This window comes from Mojavia sp., assembly GCF_059505145.1.
Genome location: NZ_JCACKA010000057.1, coordinates 110266 through 134154 on the forward strand (window position 1 = coordinate 110266; position 23889 = coordinate 134154).

16 protein-coding genes and 2 pseudogenes are annotated in these 23889 nt (G+C 41.2%); 8 read left to right on the top strand and 10 right to left on the bottom strand.

All coding sequences use genetic code 11. From position 1 onward, the window contains the following. The first annotated feature begins 23 nt into the window (after positions 1 to 23). Positions 24 to 1049 (top strand): ABC transporter permease, encoded by a 1026-nt coding sequence (locus AC5JL8_RS11560; protein WP_495879917.1) that lies wholly within the window; start codon positions 24 to 26, stop codon positions 1047 to 1049. 194 nt (positions 1050 to 1243) lie between these two features. On the opposite strand, the gene AC5JL8_RS11565 is transcribed toward AC5JL8_RS11560, so the two are convergent. The 3 genes from AC5JL8_RS11565 to AC5JL8_RS11575 all read right to left on the bottom strand — a co-directional run bounded on the left by AC5JL8_RS11565 (position 1244) and on the right by AC5JL8_RS11575 (position 5473). After that, a complete protein-coding gene (locus AC5JL8_RS11565) occupies positions 1244 to 3274 on the bottom strand; it encodes an FAD-dependent oxidoreductase (RefSeq protein ID WP_495879918.1) in 2031 nt (676 codons plus the stop codon). Between the two features lie 97 nt (positions 3275 to 3371). Then, positions 3372 to 4028 carry a GDYXXLXY domain-containing protein gene (locus AC5JL8_RS11570; RefSeq protein WP_495879919.1) on the bottom strand — a complete coding sequence of 219 codons (657 nt, stop codon included), beginning with the start codon at positions 4026 to 4028 and terminating at the stop codon, positions 3372 to 3374. A gap of 17 nt (positions 4029 to 4045) precedes the next feature. Further along, positions 4046 to 5473, bottom strand: a complete 1428-nt coding sequence (locus AC5JL8_RS11575; RefSeq protein WP_495879936.1) for a DUF2157 domain-containing protein — start codon at positions 5471 to 5473, stop codon at positions 4046 to 4048. A gap of 322 nt (positions 5474 to 5795) precedes the next feature. Between AC5JL8_RS11575 and AC5JL8_RS11580 the strand changes: the two genes are divergently transcribed. Next, the gene (locus AC5JL8_RS11580) at positions 5796 to 7844 is read left to right on the top strand and encodes a tetratricopeptide repeat protein (RefSeq protein ID WP_495879920.1); all 2049 of its coding nucleotides are present in this window, start codon (positions 5796 to 5798) and stop codon (positions 7842 to 7844) included. Positions 7845 to 7876: 32 nt separating this feature from the next. Further along, a pseudogene (locus tag AC5JL8_RS11585) lies at positions 7877 to 8329 on the top strand (ISKra4 family transposase); the annotation flags it as partial. Between the two features lie 30 nt (positions 8330 to 8359). On the opposite strand, the gene AC5JL8_RS11590 reads toward AC5JL8_RS11585, so the two are convergent. After that, complete coding sequence (locus AC5JL8_RS11590; RefSeq protein ID WP_495879921.1) at positions 8360 to 8998, bottom strand: histidine phosphatase family protein; 639 nt, start codon at positions 8996 to 8998, stop codon at positions 8360 to 8362. 751 nt (positions 8999 to 9749) lie between these two features. Here AC5JL8_RS11590 and AC5JL8_RS11595 point away from each other — a divergent pair. Next, entirely contained in the window at positions 9750 to 12065 is a 2316-nt protein-coding gene (locus AC5JL8_RS11595; RefSeq protein ID WP_495879922.1) for an alkaline phosphatase D family protein, read from the top strand. A gap of 125 nt (positions 12066 to 12190) precedes the next feature. On the opposite strand, the gene AC5JL8_RS11600 is transcribed toward AC5JL8_RS11595, so the two are convergent. Beyond that, positions 12191 to 12727, bottom strand: a complete 537-nt coding sequence (locus AC5JL8_RS11600) for a nucleotidyltransferase family protein (protein WP_495879923.1) — start codon at positions 12725 to 12727, stop codon at positions 12191 to 12193. 730 nt (positions 12728 to 13457) lie between these two features. Here AC5JL8_RS11600 and AC5JL8_RS11605 point away from each other — a divergent pair. Both AC5JL8_RS11605 and AC5JL8_RS11610 read left to right on the top strand, forming a co-directional pair. Continuing rightward, a complete protein-coding gene (locus AC5JL8_RS11605) occupies positions 13458 to 14075 on the top strand; it encodes a hypothetical protein (RefSeq protein WP_495879924.1) in 618 nt (205 codons plus the stop codon). Positions 14076 to 14575: 500 nt separating this feature from the next. Then, positions 14576 to 16144 carry a TrbI/VirB10 family protein gene (locus AC5JL8_RS11610; RefSeq protein WP_495879925.1) on the top strand — a complete coding sequence of 523 codons (1569 nt, stop codon included), beginning with the start codon at positions 14576 to 14578 and terminating at the stop codon, positions 16142 to 16144. 384 nt (positions 16145 to 16528) lie between these two features. Here the strand turns inward: AC5JL8_RS11610 and lnt are convergent, their stop codons facing one another. The 4 genes and pseudogenes from lnt to AC5JL8_RS11630 all read right to left on the bottom strand — a co-directional run bounded on the left by lnt (position 16529) and on the right by AC5JL8_RS11630 (position 21686). Further along, complete coding sequence (gene lnt / locus AC5JL8_RS11615; RefSeq protein ID WP_495879926.1) at positions 16529 to 18079, bottom strand: apolipoprotein N-acyltransferase; 1551 nt, start codon at positions 18077 to 18079, stop codon at positions 16529 to 16531. A 25-nt stretch (positions 18080 to 18104) separates the two neighbouring features. Next, the gene (gene gyrA, locus AC5JL8_RS11620; protein ID WP_495879927.1) at positions 18105 to 20696 is read right to left on the bottom strand and encodes a DNA topoisomerase (ATP-hydrolyzing) subunit A; all 2592 of its coding nucleotides are present in this window, start codon (positions 20694 to 20696) and stop codon (positions 18105 to 18107) included. Between the two features lie 534 nt (positions 20697 to 21230). Beyond that, a pseudogene (locus tag AC5JL8_RS11625) lies at positions 21231 to 21508 on the bottom strand (chloride channel protein); the annotation flags it as partial. 19 nt (positions 21509 to 21527) lie between these two features. Further along, complete coding sequence (locus tag AC5JL8_RS11630; protein ID WP_495879928.1) at positions 21528 to 21686, bottom strand: hypothetical protein; 159 nt, start codon at positions 21684 to 21686, stop codon at positions 21528 to 21530. Between the two features lie 201 nt (positions 21687 to 21887). On the opposite strand from AC5JL8_RS11630, the gene AC5JL8_RS11635 reads away from it, so the two are divergent. Both AC5JL8_RS11635 and AC5JL8_RS11640 read left to right on the top strand, forming a co-directional pair. Beyond that, positions 21888 to 22106: a hypothetical protein gene (locus AC5JL8_RS11635; RefSeq protein ID WP_495879937.1), complete on the top strand. Its 219-nt coding sequence runs from the start codon at positions 21888 to 21890 to the stop codon at positions 22104 to 22106. Positions 22107 to 22153: 47 nt separating this feature from the next. Next, the gene (locus tag AC5JL8_RS11640; RefSeq protein ID WP_495879929.1) at positions 22154 to 23074 is read left to right on the top strand and encodes a histone deacetylase family protein; all 921 of its coding nucleotides are present in this window, start codon (positions 22154 to 22156) and stop codon (positions 23072 to 23074) included. 399 nt (positions 23075 to 23473) lie between these two features. Here AC5JL8_RS11640 and AC5JL8_RS11645 read toward each other — a convergent pair whose 3' ends face one another. Continuing rightward, positions 23474 to 23608 carry a hypothetical protein gene (locus tag AC5JL8_RS11645; protein ID WP_495879938.1) on the bottom strand — a complete coding sequence of 45 codons (135 nt, stop codon included), beginning with the start codon at positions 23606 to 23608 and terminating at the stop codon, positions 23474 to 23476. Positions 23609 to 23889: the final 281 nt, after the last annotated feature.

Consider the following 23889-nt stretch of genomic DNA (forward strand, 5'->3'; position numbering starts at 1 on the left):
TAATAACCAATAACTAAATAAATATGTCTAGATCCAAAGCTTTACAATATTACATTGCTTCACGTGTGCTTTTAGCACCACTTCAGCTATTAACTATTATCACTATTGTATTTCTGTTACTTAGAGCTACACCGGGAGATCCAGCAGATGCGATTCTGGGTGGACGTGCGCCAGAAAGTGCCAAAGCGGAATTACGCAAACAATTGGGTTTAGACCTTCCGCTGTGGCTACAGTATTTGAATTATTTGGGAAACTTGCTGCGCTTTGATTTAGGGACATCTTTAACAAGTCGGGGACAGAATGTTGGGGACATAATTGGGCAATATTTCCCGGCGACAGTAGAGTTAGCAGTATGTAGTATGGCGGTTGCGCTCGTTGTTGGAATTATAATTGGTACTCTTTCGGCTTCTCGTCCGGGGACAGCTATCGATGTTGGGGGGCGCTTGTTTGGTATCGTTACCTACGCACTTCCCATGTTTTGGGCAGGAATGTTGCTACAGTTGATTTTCTCGGTACAACTTGGTTGGTTTCCTAACTCTAACCGTTTTCCACCTAATCTTCCCCCTCCTGCTCATATCACTGGTTTGTATACACTTGATAGTTTACTTGGCGGTAACTTCAGCCAGTTTTTTACATCCTTGCACCATATCGCCCTTCCTAGCCTAACTTTGGGAATTTTGCTCAGTGGGATTTTTGAGCGAATTGTGCGCGTCAATTTAAAGCAAACCCTACAAGCAGATTATATAGAAGCCGCTAGAGCCAGAGGAATTCCAGAAAACAAAATTTTAGTTTCCCATGCTTTAAAAAATGCTTTAATTCCAGTAATTACAGTCTTGGGATTAACCTTTGCTTCTCTACTGGGTGGAGCAATTTTGACTGAGGTTACATTTTCTTGGCCTGGGTTAGCCAATCGGCTGTATCAAGCAATTTCTGATCGCGATTATCCCACAGTGCAAGGAGTACTAGTATTTTTCGGGGCGATCGTCGTAAGCGCCAGTATTTTGATTGATATTTTAAACGCTTACGTCGATCCTCGAATTCGTTATTAGCTGGGGACTGGGGACAAGCAGAGAAATTCTTATTCTTAACTCAGCACTCAGCACTCTCAAGTCAGATGGCAGGAGGGAAGAGGACAAGGAGGCTTGGCGACTATGGGACAAGGTGAAAGAGTTGTAAATATTTTCTCTTTGTCTTTTTGTCTCCCCTTCTCCTTGTCCCTGATTCCTTCTGCCTTATTGTCTTCCTACCGCCAATCCTCCCATTTTTGGTTAAAAATTGAGGTATCTGGAAAGGCAGTGGGGTTACCATTTTTTTCTAACAGACGTTTAAGAGCTTCGAGTTGCGGTTCTGATTTAGGTAAATCATCTACAAGTTGGTAAGGTGCAATAGCATTGTTGAGGGCAAAAGCTGCAACAGTCCCCGCCGCAGCGCCAGCAGACCATTCAAAGGAATGGACTCTATAAGCAGCAGCCGCAATGTGGCTGGTAGCAATGCTCTTACCACCCACTAACAAATTATCAATTTTCTGGGGAATCATTGCTCTCAAAGCAATTTGGAAGGGGTAAGCTTGCCCAGCACCGCGTCTTTCACCCGCACGTTCTGTGTTACCAGGAGCTTCTGGGGGGCTTTTTGTCATGCAAGGATGGAAGTCAATGGCGTAGTGACCAATACCTACAGCATCGGGGAAGATGGTAGAACGAGTCCGCCGCATTGCTTTGTCTGGTGAAATTTGCCCAGTAATTACCGATGTTGCTTCTAAACCTGCCAGTGCTGCTCTTAACTGGCGATACATATCTGCTGGCAGAGTCTTGCGGTAATACTCATCATTGTAGTTGCGGCGGGAAATATCAATTTCCCAAATAGTAAAGCCAGATGATTGTCCCCAACTGGGGCGGCCAATAATCCGCCGTCCCTCTCGCATATAAGGATATTTCGATAAGCCATGCACTGTCCCCATGGGGGAATTTAAACCTGATAACAAGCGGTTGTTTGTTTGCGGCTGCTTCACACCGTCCCCCAGTTGGGAATCTGTAGTCCCAGCTACTAGCCAGAAGTAATACGAGAGGGCATTTTCCTCACCTTTACGAAGGCTTTGTGTGCGTAGTCCTCCCATCCAACCGCCAGACTGCAACTGCCCGGTACTTTGCAACTGTTGGCGAGTGTAAATTAAGTTATCAGCAGGAGTTCCAGGGCGGTAATCGTTACCCCATGTCCAGTTTTGCATGGAGATGTCGCCAGGGGTGGAGGCAGAAAAACTAACACCGCCGAATTTTGCTGGTTGTCCTTTTCTGGGACTCCAAATGCGACGGTAGGTAAAAACTAAGTCAAAGTTTGCTAATCGCTGTAATTCATAGCTGAAATATGGCGAGTACTGTAAATAAAATGGAGGCATCTTCTGGGGTTGCGGTTCCTTAGTTGCCTCCATTGCAAAAGTATATGTAAAGCCTTGAGTACAATAGGGGTCGTTTTGGTTACTAGATGCTGAAGGCTCTAAGTAGGAACGCGCATCAATACCTAATCGGTAGGGAACATCAGCAAGGGCAATAATTTCTCCAGTTTCGCTTGCATCTACAACATACCAATTCGAGGTTCCTTTATTTTGCTTGGGTACGAAGCGGATAATCGTTTTGGTAAAGCGGGATGAGTTGCTGTAGCGATAAGCATCTTCAATGGTTTGAGATAAAGAAAAAGTGTTGAGTGGCGGCGCGCCTTTGGCTGGTTGATGTTGAATAGCGATCGCACTATTAATTATCTTCCCATCAGTACTAATTTCTAAGTCTTTTACTACCGTGTTTGGGAACCATTCCAACTTGCCTTTGCCCTTTTTTTCTGCATCTTTGAGCATCTGAGTCAAAATGGTGTGAGCATCACGAGGCAAAAAGCAGGAGTCGCTTACCCAGCAGTCACCAGGATTGAGTTCACCGTACTTACGCTGAATGCGATTGCGTAATTCTAAGTAACCGCGAGAATAAAATTGGAGAGAACGCTGAGTTGGGCGTTCGTCTAATGCTGATGTCCCTTGAGAAGAAATTTGTCCTCCCAGCCAGTCAGTAATTTCTGTTAGACAAACAGTTCGTCCTGCTAGTAACCCCTCGTAAGCAGTAGCAACGCCGGAGAGTCCACCTCCCACAGCTAAAATTTCGCAATTTACGGTTTTATCTGGGGTTCTCGGTGGTGCGGCAACAATAGTAGAATAAGGCGCAAGAAAGGCAGATATCAAGCTGACACTGATCAGTGATTTATTGTTACAAGCCACTTTTCGTCTACACTTCATTTTTGAAAATCCCTTAAAATCCTATATCACCTGTAGACGGTAGCATTTGGGAAATGTTGATCTCAAGTTTTTATAAAAAATAGCAATGCTAACTTAGTTAAAAATGATATTTGCGATCGCGTACCCACATACTGATCGGTACAGCTTGGCCTTGGGCATTTATCTTAACTTCCACTACTATCGGTTGTGATTCTCCGGGTTTACTGGGGCGAGCTTTGGCAATATCGTTGTTAATATCTTGCCGCTGATCTTCTGGAATGTAGTAGGTTTCTAAACCGTAAGTAATTGAATTATCACGAGTATATAAACCTTTTAAGGCGAGCTGATTTGCAGGTAAAGAATTCGGGAGTTGTCCACTCACTCGCACAGGTTTCCAAGCTTGAGGAATTCCATTAGAAGATTTTTGCGCTTCTAAAATAACGTACACAATGGTTCCTGGCGCTAAAGGATCGTATTCTTTGTTTGTACCAGGATGTTGCTTGACTAAATCTGTCCAACCAGGCAGTTTTTTTAAAGTGCTTAACCGGGAGACTTCATAATTTAGCGTTACCGAGTAACCACGCAGCAAATCGTAAGGATCTACAGGTAAAGTTTGCAAGATTGCTGTTTTACCTGTAACAACTGTGTAAACCGATTGTGCTGGTATAGCTAAAATTAATCCTGCTTGAATTAGTAAAGGAATCAAAAATCGCCAAACGGCTATAGGCTTTTGAGAAGATTCAGTTTCTAAAGTTAACGCTTGATTAGTTTTCATAAAAATAATTTGACACCTCATGAATGGTGAGTTTCAGAAGGCGATGCAGCTGGTAAAGAGGACAAATAGCGCTCAAACCACAACCCAGAGCCTATGACAACAGCACCACACAAAACAAAAACCAAAGATTTGAACAATAAGCCAGTGTCATATTCCAGCATCCGGCTGATAATTTGTAGTGTTAATAAGACTATCCCGCCCCAGAAAGCACGTCTTTGTCCTAACTCCAGTGCTTCGCAGATTAATCCAAAACCTAAAACTGCCAACAGGAGATTAAAAACAAAGATGGGAATGGCTGGAATTGGAGTAACAACTTGATGAATGAAGATTATTAAAGCAGCGATCGCAATTAAGCCAGCAATCAGCATATTCTTAATAACAACTTTCTGATACCTTTGGTTGTGTTTTGGTCGGAGCAAATGCCACCATTGCCAGATAGCTAAAACTGTAAAAATTGCCACATCTATTAACGGTAGCCAAGTTGCTAGAGAACTATTCCTTAATTCATTTTGATAACCGACAGATCGAGCTTCCCACAACCAGCGAAAGGACAGGATATAAAAGCTGATGCTTAAAACTGCTAGCGCTAATGTCTGTGCAAACGGTTGAAACAGCCTAGAAGTGCGCCTAAATAACAAGTCATCATAACTCCACAATAATGCTGGTAACAGACTAAAAGCGGCTATAGCAATCCAAGGTGGAGCGTCTATATAAGATACTACTTGCAGTGACTTGAAATGGAATTGCCAGGAGATGACAATTGCGATCGCTGCAATTCTAAAAATCCACTGAGAACGACACCAGTAAGCTAAAGGCACAAACAGCAACCCTGAAACTAAGGGAAAATGTGTGATTACCAGCCGTCCCAGTGTCAGATCATCTCGTACAGAGTACCATTCCCACAATCCCGTCCAATAAGCTATTAGCAGCAAAATCAGGGACAGGATACCCAAGGAAGTTAAGCGCAGACTATAGGCCATTAGCAAAACAGCCAATCCCCAACCTACAAATAGTTCATAGCTGGAACCGCCAATATGAAACATCTGCGCCAACAGTGCCATGTTTGCGCCTATTGTCAACGCGCCTAAAATTAGTAAGCCTTCTCCAAAGACTTTTTGACGGCGTTTTCTGGTGCTTGTGGGTTTTCGCCACAAGCTGAAACCAGCAATATTAGTTGTCAGGAATAAACTTAACAGTATTGTTAACTTGACTTCTCGATTCCAAGCTTGCCAGTTCGCAGCTACAAAAGTAATCACACCCAAGCCTAACAAGATTGCTCCCACAGCAATCAAAATAAAAACAAAGCGATCGCGAGCAGCAGTTTCTAAATGATTAAATTGATACCTTTGCGCCAGTTGTTGGTACAGTTCGGCATTAATAAGTCCTTCATCTTGCCATATTTGGGCTTCTTGACGCAGCCTGCGCCGAAAATTATCAAATAACATAACCACCTTAAGGTAGACATATAAAAATATCTGGGCTTAGATATCCAATGCTAAAATTAAAAAAACTCAGATAACTTCCAGTTTGTCAAGCAGAATATAAATATCTAATTATCATTACACCAATCAAGTCGATAATTCCTGACTTACTGTTCCTGTCAAGTTTCCACAACTTAACAGACTTCTTGCAAAAATCCCAAGAATGAATATTTAACCGTCGATAAACGCCGATGATAACCACTTATGCAAGAGGCCTAATATTCTGTTATAGATTGGAGAGAGGTATGCCACGTTAAAAGCTGGCCAACGGATAGGGATGATTTTTATGAAGAGCAAGAATCCAATTGTCTACGCTTTAGTTTTTCAAAGCGTTATTCTCTTTTCACCCTTAATACTATCTATTGATAAAGCCAGTGGACAAACTACACCATCTGTATCTCCAACATTAACTCCTGCTCCAGTAATATCGAATCAAGAGCGAGAAGAATTAGCACGACTGCGAGAAGAAAAGCGCATTAGAGACGAAGTTCAATCTGATTTTAATCGCTCTTTTGGACGCACCACGATTCTGCTCAATGTCTGGTTAGTAATATTGAGCCTATTTCCAGTTGCAATAATTGCTTTATTTTGGTTCTTTAGGCGAGTAGCAATCCGCGAAATTGTTGATAGGGCTATGGAACAGCTACAAGGGCTAGAAAAATTGCAAAGTCAGCTAACCATTGTGAAGCAAGAAGCGGAAAATGCCATCCGAGAAGCTAAAAATATAACTAATGAATTAGAGAAAGAAGCTAATACTTTACAACAAAAAATCAAAAGCGAGCAAGAAAATTTATCTCTGATTACATCTGAGCTATCGCAAACCAAGGAAAACATCATAACGCAATTAGAAGCTGAAATTAAAAATATACAGAAAAATCTAGAAAATCTAGAATCTGAATTTGTTTCACAACTATCTCAACTACAGTTGGATGCTCAAAACCAAAGCAACACAACTTTTGGGAATTTAGAGAAATTAGAAGCTAATTTAGCAGAAAAATTGTCTAATTTAGAGCTAAATGCAGTACAAAACAACGATATTACTATTAAGAATTTAGAAGCATCAAGGTCTGAACTCTTATCACAATTATCAAAATTGCAGTCAGATAACCAACAAGAAAGGGATACATTTATTGGGAATTCCACTAAATTACAAGCAGAATTTGCCGCACAGTTAGCCGAATTCCAAAGTGCTGCTCAAAAGCAGAAAGATACAATTTTGTTAAATCTTGCAGAATTAGAAGCTCTATTTAAATCACAAGTAACAGAATTACAATCTGCAACTCAACAGCAAAAAGATAAATTGTTTGAAGATTTAGCAAAGATGCAGTCGGAATTTGCTACTCAACTTACTGAATTGCAGATTGATGCTCAAAAACAAAAAGAATTAATTATTGAAAATTTAGAACACTCTGGTTCCGAATTGACATCTCAATTCTCAGAATTACAATTAAATGCTCAAGAACAAAAGCTTTTAATTTTAGAGAAGTTAGAGAAATTAGAAATAGAGTTTGTATCGCAACTCTCGGAATTACAGCTAGATGCTCAACAACGCAAGGATTTAATTATAGAAGAACTGTCGGAAATTACACCTCTACCTATTTCAGAGGAAAAAGTAGAGGAATTACCAGAATCATCGCCAGTATCTGCTAATGAATATGTACAAGAGGGAGATATTTTGTTTTCTGAAAAGCGCTACGAAGATGCGATCGCAGTTTATGACCAAGCAGTTAAAATCCAACCTGATGACGCTGTGACTTGGTTTAAGCGTGGTCTAACTTTAGGAAGGCTGAAACGCTATGAAGACGCGATCGCCTCTTACAATCAAGCATTAAAAATCAAACCTGATTATCATCAAGCTTGGTGCGATCGCGGTGTTGCTTTTGGTAATTTACGACAACATAAACAAGCTTTTAAATCCTTTAATCAAGCCGTCAAAGTTAAACCTGATGATGGAGTTGCTTGGTTAAATCGCGGACTATCTTTAGTAGAATTAGAAGAATACGAAGAGGCGCTCGCTTCTTTTGACAAAGCGCTACAATTCCAACCCGAATCTCCTAAAATTTGGGATAAACGAGGATACACTTTAGTGCTACTAGGACGCGATGAAGAAGCGATCGCTAGTTTTGATCGAGCATTAGAAATTAATTCAGATTATGCCAGTGCCTATTATAATAAAGCAGCCTGTTATGCATTACAAAAAAAATTACAACTAGCTTTAGAAAATCTACAACAAGCGATCAAACTAAACTCCAGATATAAGGAAGAAGCTGCAACAGATATAGATTTTGATGAGATTGCAGGAGAACCATCTTTTAGAGACTTGATAGGTACTTGACATACTCCCACAAAAGGCTAACCTATTCTGAAAAGTCGCGTACCATCAAGCCTATTCACCATGATGGAATTTGGAATATTGTCCGCGAGTTTACACCCAAACATAAGCGACGTGAAATACAAGACTTGTTCCACCTCATGGAAAACCATTATAAAATGAGCGGTTCGATGAGAAGAATAAACATAGTCAAACAACTTCTGTGGAAAGGAAAAGTTGATGATGCAGTTGCCCGCTTTACGGACTATAAGCTCAAACAAGCTCTTAATTTTTGTGTTTCCCTTGAGAAACATAGACACCGCATCCTCAATTATCAATATTACCAAGCCAAGCAAATTTGCTCTATTGGTTCCGGCGCAATTGAATCTACTGTTAAACAACTTGACCGTCGAACTAAAATTTCCGGCGCAAAATGGAAGTTAGAGAATGTTCCTCAAGTTATTGCTCATCGTTGTGCTTATCTTAATGGATTAATCTTTGCTTGGTGAATAAAAAGTGGGATGCTCCCGTAAGGAGTATTATGTTCCCGGACGAGAGCGAATATGATCGGGTATATGATGGCGATCGCCTAATATTTCTAACAAAGGGCCATTAACGTCAAATTTAACCATACTTACCGACGCAACCAAAATATTCACCCGATAGCGATAGCGTCCCAAATCAATTCCCAGTAAACTGCAAAGCATAATCCGAATCGTGGCTTTATGGGAAACTACTAAAACATTACCTTGGGGATGTTTTTCTTGAATTTCAGCAATTACAGGCATAGAACGGTTAGCAATATCTACCGCAGTTTCTCCACCTAGTGGTGCATTCCAAGCGGGTTCTGTCAACCATTTTACATAGTTTTCTGCGTAATTCTCTTTGGCAAACGATTTACTCTTAGTTTCCCATTCGCCGTAACTACCTTCTCTAAGTCCGTCACGCAACTGCATATCCATACCAATAGCATCACAAAATGGCTTGGCAGTTGCAATTGTGCGCTTCATCGGGCTAACATAAACAGCCTCCCACTTCAATTTTTGATAAACATCGGCAAAACCGGATGCCATCTGCATCCCATAAGAAGTCAATTCCGCATCAGTTTCACCGCAGAAATTACCACTTTGACTAAAAGTAGTTTCTCCATGTCGCAGTAAATATAAATTGAGTGTCATAACTTGTATCGCGATTGAGATAAAGGAGTTTGTGCAAAAATAAAATACCATCAATCTCGCAATCTTTTATGTGACACCAGGACAAAGTAATCAACCAAAAAAGTCAATCAACCGCAAATTTTTGAAATCGAAGACAAAAGTAGCGGTTTCAGCTAGTACTAGGTGTAGCGAACTGCAAACAACCAATGGCAATGGTTTTGAGAGCTAGTGCGGAGTACCTTTTTTGTACGGTCGTGGCTTAAGCCACCTACATCCTCTAGAAAATGCTGATTGGGCAGCCTCCTTTTGTTTCCCTTAACCTTCAATCTTCTGCTTGTATGAGGAAATTTTAACGCTTAAAAAAAGTTACTTACTTAAATTAGACAATTTTTTATTTCTACTACAAAGGACTTCAAAAATGAGCAAGAAGTTAAGCATTACCATTGCAAGTGTTGTGAGTACCGTTGTGGCAGTATCAGTCTTGCTCAGAAGCAATTCGCTATTTCGTCGCCTCGATCAAGCAATAACTGTAAATATCCATCAGACTGAGCGATCGCAATTAAGTTGCTCAAGTCTATCTTAGATAACTTCATTAAATTTGCTCTCCTGTAGGCGTAGAGGTGCTATTTTTCAGTTGAGAGTGTGAAATTCTGATGTAAAAACTGAACTTTTGTAGTATTTTTGTACTATAAAAGAAGTTCACCGTCAAGCTTTGCACAGAAAAACACGCACCAATTGCAATACGGTTTGAAGGAAGTTTGCACAGTTTGTAATGAACTACCAATCTGGAGACGAGTTTTTACAAGAACTACCGCTAATTTTGGCGGGGCCAATGTTACAACACACAGAACCCGAATCAGTCACAGTCTGGATTGCGCTCAAACGGCCTTGTCAGGTAGAACTCAAGGTTTATGACACAGCAAATAACGGTACGGTAGTCACAAATTGTTTATTGGAAGGAAGACGCTTTACCTTTGCATTGGGAAAATCACTGCATATTGTTGCAGTAACGGCTCAATCTGCGGGTAAGTATCATTTGAGTAGCGATCGCATATATGCATACGACCTCCAGTTTACTGACCAATCCTCCCAGACACAGCAAACATTACAGCAAGCCTTGCAATCAAACCGCTTTCCCAACGTCAACATCAGCTATTTTAAACATCAAAAACCAACATTTGTTCTACCACCAACCAGTTTTCAAGATTTACGCATTGTACATGGTTCCTGTCGTAAACCCCACGGTGATGGGTTCGATGCACTGCCCATTTTAGATTGCCTGATCGAGGAAGCAGCAAATAAACCGCGACAACGCCCCCATCAACTCTTCCTCACTGGTGACCAAATTTATGGTGATGATGTTGCTGATCCGCTATTGTGGGTTTCCACTCAGCTTGGTGATGTGTTATTAGGCTGGGAAGAACGGCTTCCATTTACTCAACAGCAGCCTACAGATGCTAGTTATTACACACCAAAGCAGCTGCTTCCCGGAAATCGAGCAGAGGTAGCGACTAAACAGGCTGGTTTCACTGCGGGTTTACACAATAAACACACCAAGGTCAAAAGTCATTTACTCAGTCTTGGTGAGTATTACGCATCTTATTTATTGTCATGGTCTCCAGTGTGTTGGCCGATCACTTTTCCTAAAGGACGGGAGATGATGGCTAGCCGTAGAGTCAGCCGCCAGTGGGATCGGGAAGTTCGGGATATGCGGCAATTCATTCATACCCTCTGGAAAGTGCGGCGTGCCCTAGCAAATATACCCATGTACAGTATCTTTGATGACCATGATGTCAGCGACGATTGGAACCTCAACCAAGCTTGGTGTTTACGGGTACTAGGACGTCCTTTGGGGCGAAGAACTGTTCAAAATGCGCTGTTAGCCTATGCGGTGTTTCAAGCATGGGGTAATACTCCTAAACAATTTGCAGCTGGTCAACCCGGCGAAAAATTATTGGCGGCGGCTGAGGACTGGTCTGCTTCCAAAGGAACGGATGCTGCGGCTTGTGATGCGATCGCTCGTTATTTAGGGATGCCACCTATTAATCCACATACAGACTTACCAGAATTTGTTTTAGATAGTTCAGTGTTGGTTTTAGCTCGACATTCTGAGGCACTCACCTGGAACTATACAATAAAAAGTCATTGCCATGAAGTGATTGTTTTAGATACACGCACATGGCGAGGTTACCCTGCTGATCAAAAACCGACAGCACCACCAATGCTGCTATGCCCACAAGCCTTTGAGCGCCAACTCTCTGGGCCTCTAGCCCATGAAGCCACCGAAAAACCTCACATCCCAATCACATTTGTGGTTGCACCTACAAATCTATTTGGTCTAAAAGTAATAGATTGGATTCACTATTGGCAGCTGCGACGCGATAAAGTATTTGCCGCAGATGTTGGAGATGCCTGGAATATTAATTCTGAAGCGTTAGCCAAATTTCTCACTACTCTGTTTGAGCAACGTCAACAAATTGTTGTTCTATCTGGAGATATTCATTATAGTTCTGTTGTCCGCTTATTTTATGCTAAAACTTCTCCGATTTCTGAAGAGGATTCTGTATTAGTGCAGTTAACTGCTAGCCCATTTAAAAATGAAGAAACTATTACGCGATTAATTCATACACGGCTTAAAGACTGGCTTTTACCAGAAAGAGTGCGGCGATGGATAGGATGGTTTAATCCATTAAATATGTTAGAACTTTCAGCCAGACAATTTCGACGCTATAGCTTTTCACAACAGAAATCTGACTGGAATTGTGTATTAGAATGGGTTCCTAGACAAAACGCCCAAATTGCTGACTTTGGAATTAATCCGCTTTGGTTATTAACTTCCAAACAACAAGCCAGAAAAGATAAATGGAGAAAGTTACAGCGTCTAATGTTTTGGAAAGCACCTTGGTTTCAAAATGGACGAGAAGTAGTAGGATTAAATAACTTAGCTCTAGTTAGCTTTAAGGTAGATCAAAATAACTCTCAAGAGGTTATTCAAGATTTGTACTGGTTTTCGACTTGGTATCCTACTCAAATTGTTTATAGTCGCTTTGAGAGCAAACTATTGGCTAAAAAACAGTTTATTGATTAGGCGATCGCTAATCAATATTCAATTATCTTAGTAGTAGATACATTAATTATTTGAGTTCTGGCTATGCGTTTTCTCTGTCCTATGTGGTTTATCGAAAATAAATATTTCACCTGAGAGATTTCCAGTTACGCTAATTGCAAATAAGGACACTTTTGCACAAAACCAGATGCCTTGTTTTGAGCATCAGGATTATAGATATGTACAGGTGTAGGTCGGACAATACCACAAAACAAATCATCCAAACCATAGGGAGTAAAAAATTGCCATTGCCCTTGTGCATCTAGCCGCACTCCAACAGCAGTAGCAGTATGTAACCATTCGGTAATACCATCCTCTGTACTATTGTAGGGTCTACGGCCAGGACGCCAACGAGCAAAACTAGCTTGATTTTTCACATCAAACTGCTTATTAGGAAACTGTTCTGTCAAAGTTGTTTTCGCTGCTAGTTCTTGGGAACGGTTTCCCTGAAAATCAAAGAATGCAATATCAAAATCTTTGATCAATAATTCACAATCATTACCAAAAATTGAACGCCAAACTGTATTGCGTACCGCACCCCCTGCTAACCACCAATCAGGCAGATTAAGTTGGGCTATAGCAGGTAATACCTTACCCACTGGTGTATCAGCCAGAATCATCTGTAGGCGAATGTTACTGTTCACATCAAAGAATTTTCAACTAACAAATCTAAATGTTACCATTCATACTTACAATTTAATTACGAATTACAATTTATCAATTATGAACACCTTGCTGTTAACTATAGCTATTTGATAATCAAAATTCATATTTTAATATCTTAAAATTTATATATAACTTATTTTTTTTTGCAAAATTTTGTTTTTGAAATAAATTAATTTTTGGCATTAACTAATTAATAGTTAAACAAATCATTACCCAACCTTAATAAAAGTTGATTAGTTTATTTATCAGAGTTACTTAATATCTATCTAAGGATCTCAATGACATTATTTAAGTGCAGATTCTTCACCTTAGCGGGTACAAGTGCGGTTAACGCTTTGCTAATGTCGTTTTTAAAAGCTCTGTCTGTCTTGTCAAGCAACGTTTGGGACAGAATACTATCTGTTTCCAAAGCTTGATGGCTTGTTAGACTCCCCACTTGAATTCAGTATCGGTCTTTCGGGAGACTAGCTCATAACTAATGGCGCTCAAACATGAGGTAGTCATCATACTTTAGCTATATTTTCTTCTTCAAATAATTTGTAAATTTATTGAAATAAAAAAATTAGCCGCTCTAATTGCAAAACACATTACATATCAAAGCGTTGCCTGTAAAAGCACACTTATTATATAAAGATATTTTGATTTGTGTAAAGTTTTGATATAATCTTAAACTCAAGTGATAATTGTGATCAAAAAGGTAATTTACGAATGTCTGGGCAAAGCTCTCATCGGAGAAACTTTTTCACAACTTTCGCTAACAACATAGTGAAAAAACCCCACAAATTAAGAGCGACACTAGAATCTTGGCGTTTTACCCTTGTAGAATCAGTACCCTTTTTGGCGGCGAGTGGAGTGTTGTTGAGTGCAATCAGCCTGAAAAGTCCGATACTAGTAATGTGCTTACTAGTAGGAAGTTGGATAGCAATAATAACGCACAAGATAGGAGAAAACTTAAAGATATCAAAGCGATGGGCGATCGCCATACAAGCAATAGCAGCATTATTGCTGTTAAGTGTATTTTGGCTAGATTACTTCGCACTACCAGCACAAGCGCAATTTTTTAAGAAAGCTGAAGACTTTTTTCAAAATACCCTAACACAAGGAGCAAGCACAAATAGCGGCACCCAAGCAGCAGTAGGATTAGTATTTAATGTACTACGGGCACTTTACTTACTGTACATAGCAGTTGCCTTAATAGGAGTAGTCAACGCAGTGCGTAAAGATGAAGATTGGCAAAATATAGCCAGAACACCTTTATTAGTAGTTGTAGCAGTCACAATTGCGGATGTACTTACAGGATTTGTAATTGGTGATACCAGCAAATAGTTGATCTTGAGAAATACATCAGAAAAAGCAAGCAAAGCGTTATGCCTCAAGAGCAAGAGTTTTTTTCAACCAATCAAATACTATAGCAATCCTAAATCAGCCGTAAGAAAGAAAATGTCTGGAATGCCTATAAGTAAGTAATTTTAATCACCACATTTTTTTACGCTTAAAACCGTATTGCTATACAAAGCCAACCTATCATAAATACCACAAAACTTGATAACAAGATTAATTGGTTGGGTTCAGCGAGTGGCAGCCGACATTTTTTTCCCAAACAAGATATTCAGCATTACCATGATAAATATGAAGTAAATTCGGAATTTGCACGCCAATTAGCCGCTTCGCTGCGTGGTATTTAACAGGTAATTTCGCTAATGCTTTGAATTGGTAAGTATTTGTTCACCTTAATTTATTGATGTTTCATAGATAGAGCAATATTGCAGCAGTTGCGAACTAAAAGATAAAGACTGTTCCGAAAATTAAAACTAAACCGTACTATTATGACTAAAACTTCAGTTACTTCAGAAACTCCTACACAAGATTTAATAACTCCTACATCTAACGAATACCTCTTAGAAGTAGGCACAACAGATTGGGAATTACGAATGGCAAGATTAGTTGGTTTGGAAGATGAATCTTTATCAACCAACGTCGAATTAGTAGAAGAATCAGCTACCTTGCAGCCATCACTTGTTCAACCTCCAGAAGCGAAAACAGAACAACCACTATCATCTAACCCCTTTGCTAAGTTAGGTGTAGTAGGTACTGTAACTTTGGTTATAGTTCTGTTTGCTGGTGGTTTTTTATCGCAATTAATGAGTGGTACTAATCAAAAACCGAAAAATAAGAATATTGTTCCTCCAGTAATACAATCGCAACCCACAAATCAATCTGATTTGCAAAAGCTAGAAGGAGAAATAGAAACTCTCAAAACAAAACTAGCTTTGGCGGAACAAGCACAGGCCGTGAAACTAGCACAACAAAGTCTTAGAAGTACAATAACATCGCTTCCTCAGCTAGAAGCGTCAGCTAATTCCCGAAAGAAACTAACGGTGGCGCAACAAAAACCAACACCTTTACCAACAATTTACCAACCTCGAATAGTTACAGTTGAGCGCCTTGTTCGATCCCCTTATCCTCAACAGAACCTCCTTCCTCAACCTTCACTATTACCTCTACCTCAGCCGATAGTTACAAACCCAGAAAATCCATCACCTAAACCAAACCCATTTCAGGATTGGAAAAGATTAGCAACGTTAGGTAGCTACGGTCAGGTATCTGCTACTGCTAAACCTAATGTGAATGCAACAACTCTAGAATCTCCAACAAACAACCAGACGCAGCAACAGGTAATAAATCCCAAGCCGGAACAAACTCAACAGCAGCAATCTTCTAAGGTGAGCCAAGTAGGACAGCAGGGCCAAAAATCCATAGCAGTAGGGAGCCATGCGAAAGCTGTGTTGGCGACAGCTGTATTTGGAGAAACGAATCAGCCAACAAATACTGAGAGAAAAAATTTATTTGTTGTGCGCTTGAAAGAACCATTAAAAGCTGTGGATGGTGCGATCGCTATTCCTGCTAACACCGAGTTATTAACTGAAATTCGTTCTCTTACAGAACAAGGCTTATTACAGCTCGATGTCAACACATTGATTTTACAAGACAATGGCAATCTCACAGAAAAAAGCTTACCGCAAAATGCGATGATGATTCGTGCTCCTCAAGGTAAACCTCTCATCGCCAAGCAATTTCCAAATCACGGGTCATCTATTATGGGGATGGATATGGGACTCTTTGTTCTAGGGGGACTTGGCAAAGCAGCAGAGTTATTTAATCGGACTGAAGCTCAAGTTGTAACTACAAGTAGCACTGGTACTATCGTTAGCAATACCAACCCACGACGAAATGTTGTGGCTGGTGTTTTCGAGGGCGGTATGAATACTGTAGTTCCTCAAATTGCACAACGCAATCAGCAAGCAATCTCCCAAATGACTCAACGAACTAATATTTGGTTTCTACCAGCCGGAACAGAAGTAGAAATATATATCAATCAAGTAATGCAATTTTAGGACTCATGCAAAAACTCTCTAAAACTCTTACTTCTTTGCGTACTTTGCGCTCTACCCCGCAGGTTCGCTGAAAGCGTTCTGGTTCGGCGAAGCCGTTCCCGAAGTGTAGAGTAGCCGCTCCGCGTCTATGCGGTTCGTTTCTTCATAATTTTGCGTAAGTCCTGAGTTTTAGATGAATAATATCATGTCCGGCAAATCACCCTTAATGTCATTGCGAGTGGAACGAAGTGAAACGACGCAATCGCAATGCTTTTGGTATTGCTGCCCTACGGTCGCAATGACGGTTATTTGAATGGACATGATATAATTCAAAAATTTTATTTGTCCCCGATCCTGCTTCTGCTAATTAAGCCAAGTTCCGCAGTAAACCTATAATTACTTTTCTCAACTGCGTTGCATTTTCAAATGCACCAGCCAAACTCCGCCAGCAGCTATTAACAACAAGGGTGTCAACCAATCACCCCAACGCACATATAAACTCTGCGTTTGCCTTTGATAAATCGTTTCGGCATGAGTTGCGTAGGTATTATATCCAGATATCCACAATGTTCTACCGTGAGGATCTATAAAAGCTGAATATCCTGTATTAGTCGCCCGTACCGACCATCTATCAGTTTCAATTGCCCGCATGATATCCTGTGCATGATGCTGGAATGGCATGGCTGCGCTGTAATGGGCATCGTTAGAAGAACTCAAAATAAATTGCCCACCCGAAGCAGCTTGACGGCGGAATTGTTCCGAAAAAGCCGAGTCGTAACAGATACCGACAATAACACGACCAAAAGGGGTGTCCACTAGCTGATTTGGTGAACCAGGAACTTGGTGTTCATCTAATGGTGACAAGCGCTGAATGAGTTGACCTAAAATCGCCTCAAAAGGAATATATTCCCCCAATGGTACTAGCTTGGTTTTATCGTAGCGGCTAAAAACTTCGCCGTTTCCAGCAAAAGTAAATAAGCTATTTGTATAGCTACGTCCTCGTTCTCCAAAAGCCCCAATCCAAGCAACTACACCCTTTTCCCGTACTGCTGAAATTATGGGAGTTGTACTCAAGTTACGTACAAAAAAAGGTAAGGCTCCTTCTGGAGTAAGAACTGCATCTACACCTTGGTCAGCTAAAGTTAAATAACCCTCGGTGTAGCCTGTAATGGCACGACGCAGACCTTCTGGTCGCAGTTTAATGATGTTGGGGATATTGCCTTGAACAACTCCTACTTTTAAGGCTGTTTCTGGTGATTTGCTAATGAGAGTGCTGTATAAGCTAAATCCGATAAGGTGTAAAGTAATGAATAGCCCTGCCGCTATCACTAAATATTTATTAAACTGATTCTTCGTATCTTTGCGGTTAATCCATCCCTCAGCAATTAAGCCATTCACAGCAACAATTACAGATGTGATGGCACTAGGGCCAGAAAGTTGACCCAGGTGTAAAATTACCAAATTATGCGGGCTTTGGGTGTAAGAAAGAGAACTCCACCATAAAGCCCCGGCGCTCCAAAGCCCCTCTAAGCCGCACCAAATAGCTGTACCAATTAGAACACGCACCAGAGGCTTGTGTTCGACAAAACGAACCATGCAAGCTGCCCAAACAGCTGCTATTGCTGCTCCCCAAAGGCTAACAAATGTCCAACAAAATAGGGTGATTGCCAAACTTGCTAGCCAAGGAACACCCAACCAATCCATCGGATGGATGCCAGTAATCCAGGATAGAGCAAAACCGTGATAACCAATACCCCAAATGAGGGCAAGGAGCAGGGGAGATGGTTTTTTCCGTTGTTTAAAACTGACAACTAACACCCATAGAGGGGCTAAGGCAATCCAAGCTAAGAACCATGCGCCTATAGGGGCTACAGTCAGCCCCATCAAAACTCCGCTGATGAAGGATAAAGTGTAAAGGCTAAAGGATGAAAGTAACTTTTTTGTTTGATATTTCATACTTCATCCTTTATCCTTATATTTTTTATTCCACCTCTTCCGCATCAGCAGCATCAGGAGGAACTATTGCTACTCCAGTAATGGCGTCGTCTTCATCTAGACGCTGCACTCTCACCCCTGTTGCCGATCGCGATTGTACAGAAATTGCATTTACTGCTTGGCGGATAATAATACCGCGATTCGTGACCATCATGATCTCATCATCACAATTGACAATCTGTAAGGTTGCCAATTGGTCTTTACTCTTGCGGTTTTTGAATTTAGTAGCCATTAAACCCTGTCCGGCGCGATTTTGTAACCGGAACTGAGCAACTGGTACTCGTTTACCATATCCGCCCATAGTAATTACTAGCACCCAAGGGCCAATACTACCGTTAGCTGGAACTTCTGTAGACTCTTCGTTTTCGATATCTTCGGTTTCAATGATATCTTCAATATCGGCTTCCGCCTCTGTTTCGGTATTCAATGTATCCAGAATGGCTGCTGGGAGGATATCCATACCCACCAATTCATCCCCATTCTTCAATTTCATGGATTTAACTCCACGAGTTGCCCTACCTAAAGGACGCAGTTGTTCATGGTTACATCTAAAGTGAATCGCCATCCCCTGACGAGAACCAACAATTACACTATCTTCCACCCTGGCGCGTCTTACCCAACGTAGTTGATCCCCTTCTTCCAAGGAAATAGCAATCAAGCCATTAGCACGAATGTTACTAAAGGCTGACAATTCAGTTTTCTTGATATTGCCACCTTTAGTGAGCATGACCAGATATTCTTCGCTGGTAAACTCATCTACCGGCACAATCGAGGTAATTTTTTCTTCTTTTGGAATCGGCAGCATTTGGACAATTGGTGTCCCCCGACTAGTACGGGAACCAACTGGAATTTGATAGGCTTTCAGGCAGTAGACAACACCGCGATCGCTAAAGAATAAAACGCTATCATGATCGCAGCAAGTCAAGAAATGCTCAACAGTGTCATCATCTTTTACCTTGGCCGCAGCTTTGCCTCTAGTAGCACGGCTTTGAGCTTCAAAGGTGTTAACTGGCATCCGTTTGATGTAACCTTGCTGTGTCAGGAGAATGATCGCTTTTTCATTAGCTATCAGGTCGCGATCATCTATTTCCCCTTCAGCATGAGTAATTACCGTGCGTCGAGGTGTGGCGAAGCTAGTTTTGATTTGCGTGACTTCTGTTTCTATGATTGTCAGCACCCTCTCCCGCCGTGCCAAAATATCCTGCAAGTCAGCAATTTGTGCTTGTAAGTCTTCGTGTTCTTGGCGAATTTTGTCGGCTTCTAAGGCAGTTAACCGCCGCAGTTGCATTTGCAAAATCGCATCTGCTTGCATTTCCGAAAGCCCATAAGTTGTAATTAACTCACCTTTGGCTGTGGGTGCATCAGATGCATGACGAATCAAGTTAATAATTTCATCTAAATGTGCTAAGGCAATTAACAACCCTTGCAGTATATGGTCGCGTTCTTCAGCTTTTCGCAGTTCGTAGCGTGTGCGTCTGATAATAGATTCAATCCGAAAATCTAAAAAGACTTCTAAGAACTGCTTAATGGTGAGTATCTGAGGTTCACCATTTACCAAAGCCAGCATATTTGCCCCAAAGTTGGCTTGCAGTGGGGTTTGCTTGTAGAGGTTGTTGAGTACAACACGGGGATAGGCATCGCGCTTGAGTTCGATCACAATTCGCATTCCATCGCGATCGCTTTCATCCCGAATATCCGCAATTCCCTCAATGCGTTTATCATTTACCAACTCAGCAATTTTTTCAATCAATGCCGCTTTGTTGGTTTGGTAAGGCAACTCAGTGATGATAATTGCTTCTCTTTCGGGGCGTCCTCGTTGTTCAATAGTTTCGATATTAGCGACACCGCGCATGGTAATCGAACCACGCCCAGTAGTGTAAGCTTCTTTAATCGCCGCCGTTCCCAAAACCTGCGCCCCAGTCGGAAAGTCTGGGCCGTGGATATACTGCATTAACTGGATATCAGTAATTTCTGGATTGTGAATCAGCGCTACTAAACCATCGATTAGTTCGCCTAAATTGTGGGGAGGAATGTTGGTTGCCATACCCACAGCAATCCCAGAGGAACCATTCAGCAGCAATTGCGGAATTCGTGATGGCAGAACTGTTGGTTCTTGCTGGGAACCGTCGAAATTATCGATAAAGTCTACGGTTTCCGATTCGATGTCGTGCAGTAGGGCTGTGCTAGTTAAAGCTTGCAAGCGACATTCTGTGTATCGCATTGCCGCTGGCGGATCGTTGTCTACTGAACCGAAGTTGCCATGGCCGTTAATTAAGGGCGATCGCATGGAGAAATCCTGCGCCATCCGCACCAAGGCATCATATACTGCTGTATCGCCGTGGGGGTGATATTTACCTAACACTTCTCCCACCACACGGGCGCATTTCCGAAACGGGCGATCGTGGGTCAAACCTAGCTCGTGCATTGCGTAGAGGATGCGACGATGCACAGGTTTCAGACCATCCCTGGCATCTGGCAGCGCCCGACCCACAATCACACTCATGGCGTATTCCAGATAAGACCGGGACATTTCGTTCCGCAGATCTGTCGGGATAATCCTCTCCTGTGAGGTTGTCATAACCTAAAAAACTCCAAAAATCGCAGATTTTAGCCTTTATACTTGACGAAACGCAAAATTATTCCAAAATACTCTTGAATAATTGCGATATTTTGATACAATTCTAGCACATATTGCTTTTTTTTGCCGGGGAGAGCTAACTCAGCCGTCTCATGAAACGCCTTATTAAACGCCTTATTAATAGTGAAAATTTCCCAAACACAGAGAAAACAAAGCAAGGTTAAGATAACGGTGTAAATTAAGTTCGATCAGTTTTTACTTTCATAACCGTTACCTCCTAAGATTTTTGAGGATCTAATGACCTTCCAACAACTAAAAATCGGCGATTACTTCCGGATACCTGGTATAACTTTTGGTTGCGTATATAGAAAAGCTAGTAATTCAAGGTGCAGTCTGAACGCTATGTTACAGCCGATCCGACCAAGAGCAACAGTTATACCTCTAAGTCGTGCAGAAATTGCTAAATATTTTGCAACACAGTAAGATTTCCTCAAAAAGTTTCAGGAATAACGTTTTGTTGGCTAATTAAGCTATTTAATTAGTAGCTTCTTTCTGGTTCTTAAGCTCAGATGCAATTAAGGGAACTTTGAGGGCAAAAAAAGCCTGTCAAACTTGCAAAAAGGATGGGTGTGAATGGACTGAAGTTAGTCAGTTTCGATAGCAGCAAAGTGGTACTGATAGGTGTGCGCGTTACTGCTGCATTCTCAACTGCCATTGTAAAGATCATGGCAAGGGCAGGATTGATTCCCCAAAATTAAAATTGCTACTACTTTGCCTACGCAAACACCAGTAAAGAATAGAGTGATAATGAACGATCAGTTCTAGAAAATTTTAGTACAAACCAGTAAATAGACCACAAATAGTCCCCACACCTACCCAGCATAAAACCCACCGTGAAATCATCAGAGGATTACGCTTTGCCAATCCAAAAAGTTGCAAAAATGTCCAACGTTGAGTTTGATTGCCAGTCGCAGGCTTATTTGGTAGCACTGCTTAATTCCCTATTGTGAAACAAAAAATACTGAATCTTTACGATTTCTATGGTTTGAGCTATTGGCTTCGGTGAATCATCTTGAATCTCAAGAGGGTTGTTGCCTTTCTTTGTGTCTGTAAACAGGATTTAAGCCCCAAGATAGTGTGTACCTAGCCACAAGAGAATTTAAGCTTGGCGTATTAGTTTGGGAAATGATGATGAATAAAGAAACAGTTCCTAGTCAAGCCGAAAAGATGAATCCAGATACTGATGCATCGCAATTAAGCCCAGAGTTGCGGGATAAAATTAAACACCCTGCGAAAATGGACGATGTTATTCGAGAACAATCCGCAGAGGAACGTCGGGGTAACCAAGCTTTAGTACCGGAAATGCTTGATGAACCAACAGATGAAATGATTGGCTTTACCAAAGATTAGTCAGGTTACAATTGCATTCGTATCTTGCTGCCAACCTGTTTCACCCTATGCTGCCAGTCATCTATTCTGACGAGTTTCTCGATCACAAAACTGGGATTTACCATCCAGAAAAACCAGAACGCTTGACAGCGATCGTTAATGCCTTAAAAGCGGCTGCGTTTGCAGAAAAAATTGCATGGCGATCGCCTACACCAGCATCAAATAATCCGTTGCTGATGCCTATGTTAGTAAAAGCCCATACTCCAACCTACATTAAAAAAGTTTGGGAAATCGCCTCCACTGGTGGCGGTTATTTGGATGGAGATACACCAGTTTCACCACGTAGTTATGATGTGGCATTGTTGGCAGTCAGTGCTTGGTTGGATGGAGTTAATACCGTACTAGCAACAGCAAATCCGGCTTTTGTACTAGCCCGTCCACCAGGACATCATGCTGAAAGTGATGCCGGGATGGGCTTTTGTCTATTTTCTAATGCGGCGATCGCTGCTTTCTACGCCCTAGAACAGCCTGGAGTTAATCGTGTTGCCATTTTAGACTGGGATGTACATCACGGTAATGGTACTCAGGCGATCGTAGAAACTCAACCACAAATTGCCTACTGTTCTCTACATCAGTACCCCTGCTATCCCGGTACTGGTAAAGCCTCCGAGCGCGGGTTTCATAATAACGTATTAAATTTACCTATACCACCCGGTAGTAATATCACAGTATATCAGCCACTATTTGAGAAAAAAGTAATACCATTTTTATCTCATTTCCAAGCAGATTTACTCATTGTAAGTGCTGGTTATGATGCTAATGCCGCAGATCCTTTAGCTAGTATCAATCTCCAACCCAAAGATTACGGTTTATTAATTGATTATTGTTTAGAACTAACTCAAAAAATACTTTTTGGCTTAGAAGGTGGTTACGATTTCTCAACGCTTTCTCAATCAGTTATTGCCACAATTGAACGCTGCTTATTTTGATAATTCTATCGCTATGAACCTGATAAGTAGACAATTATACAATAGAAACATACTTAATACTTCTTAGGTAGTATCTAATTATTGGGGTCTAAAATATCACTATTAAGCAAAAATTTTGTTTTTGAATGGAATGATTTAATTAATACTCCAACTAAATGCCAGTATTAATTTTGACTAAATACAAGAAAAATTCATTGAATCTTCAAAAAGAAAAAGTTTGAACTGTGTCCTGAAAGAGCTAAAGTTTTGTTAAGATGCAATGGCTAGGAATTTCTCAACGAAATACACCAGTTTAGGGTGCGAAGAGATCAACAACACTAGCAGCACAGAGTTCCAAAGGTGAACCGTAATGACCACCTATATTTTCTTCGATGGTGCCCTCCAAATGCTTGCCAACGCCTATTTGATATCAGCAATACTGTTAATCGCAGCTTCTGGTATAGGTTTGGCAGTAATAGAAACGATCGAAAAGACAGCAGAACGCTGAGTTTTAACTTGGCAATGCACTTCTTCTCGAAAACCTCTTGAATTCATGTGAACCCTGCGAGGAAATCCTGGCAAAACAACTAGCTCATGAAATCTCACAGCGTTACAGGCTTACCTAAAATTTGCGAAACGCGTAGGTAACTGTACCGCTATTGAGATTTCAATCAAGGAGCAAACTAGAATGAGTTTCTAAGACACGGTGTTGGGTACAGACAGCCAGGCTTAAGCAACGCTCAGTCCAGCAGGAGCTTTTGCAGAATTTCGTTAAGCCGCTTATAGAACCCATTTGGGATCTATAAATGTGCCAGCCGTTTGAGCATCAGCCTGAT

Excerpts from the sequence above, each read along its gene's own strand:
- AC5JL8_RS11570 (WP_495879919.1), bottom strand. The coding sequence starts at position 4,028 with ATGAAAACTAATCAAGCGTTAACTTTAGAAACTGAATCTTCTCAAAAG.
- AC5JL8_RS11580 (WP_495879920.1), top strand. The coding sequence starts at position 5,796 with ATGAAGAGCAAGAATCCAATTGTCTACGCTTTAGTTTTTCAAAGCGTT.
- gyrA (WP_495879927.1), bottom strand. The coding sequence starts at position 20,696 with ATGACAACCTCACAGGAGAGGATTATCCCGACAGATCTGCGGAACGAA.
- AC5JL8_RS11605 (WP_495879924.1), top strand. The coding sequence starts at position 13,458 with ATGTCTGGGCAAAGCTCTCATCGGAGAAACTTTTTCACAACTTTCGCT.
- AC5JL8_RS11565 (WP_495879918.1), bottom strand. The coding sequence starts at position 3,274 with ATGAAGTGTAGACGAAAAGTGGCTTGTAACAATAAATCACTGATCAGT.
- lnt (WP_495879926.1), bottom strand. The coding sequence starts at position 18,079 with ATGAAATATCAAACAAAAAAGTTACTTTCATCCTTTAGCCTTTACACT.
- AC5JL8_RS11590 (WP_495879921.1), bottom strand. The coding sequence starts at position 8,998 with ATGACACTCAATTTATATTTACTGCGACATGGAGAAACTACTTTTAGT.
- AC5JL8_RS11645 (WP_495879938.1), bottom strand. The coding sequence starts at position 23,608 with ATGAATTCAAGAGGTTTTCGAGAAGAAGTGCATTGCCAAGTTAAAACT.
- AC5JL8_RS11595 (WP_495879922.1), top strand. The coding sequence starts at position 9,750 with ATGAACTACCAATCTGGAGACGAGTTTTTACAAGAACTACCGCTAATT.
- AC5JL8_RS11575 (WP_495879936.1), bottom strand. The coding sequence starts at position 5,473 with ATGTTATTTGATAATTTTCGGCGCAGGCTGCGTCAAGAAGCCCAAATA.
- AC5JL8_RS11560 (WP_495879917.1), top strand. The coding sequence starts at position 24 with ATGTCTAGATCCAAAGCTTTACAATATTACATTGCTTCACGTGTGCTT.
- AC5JL8_RS11610 (WP_495879925.1), top strand. The coding sequence starts at position 14,576 with ATGACTAAAACTTCAGTTACTTCAGAAACTCCTACACAAGATTTAATA.
- AC5JL8_RS11640 (WP_495879929.1), top strand. The coding sequence starts at position 22,154 with ATGCTGCCAGTCATCTATTCTGACGAGTTTCTCGATCACAAAACTGGG.
- AC5JL8_RS11635 (WP_495879937.1), top strand. The coding sequence starts at position 21,888 with ATGAATAAAGAAACAGTTCCTAGTCAAGCCGAAAAGATGAATCCAGAT.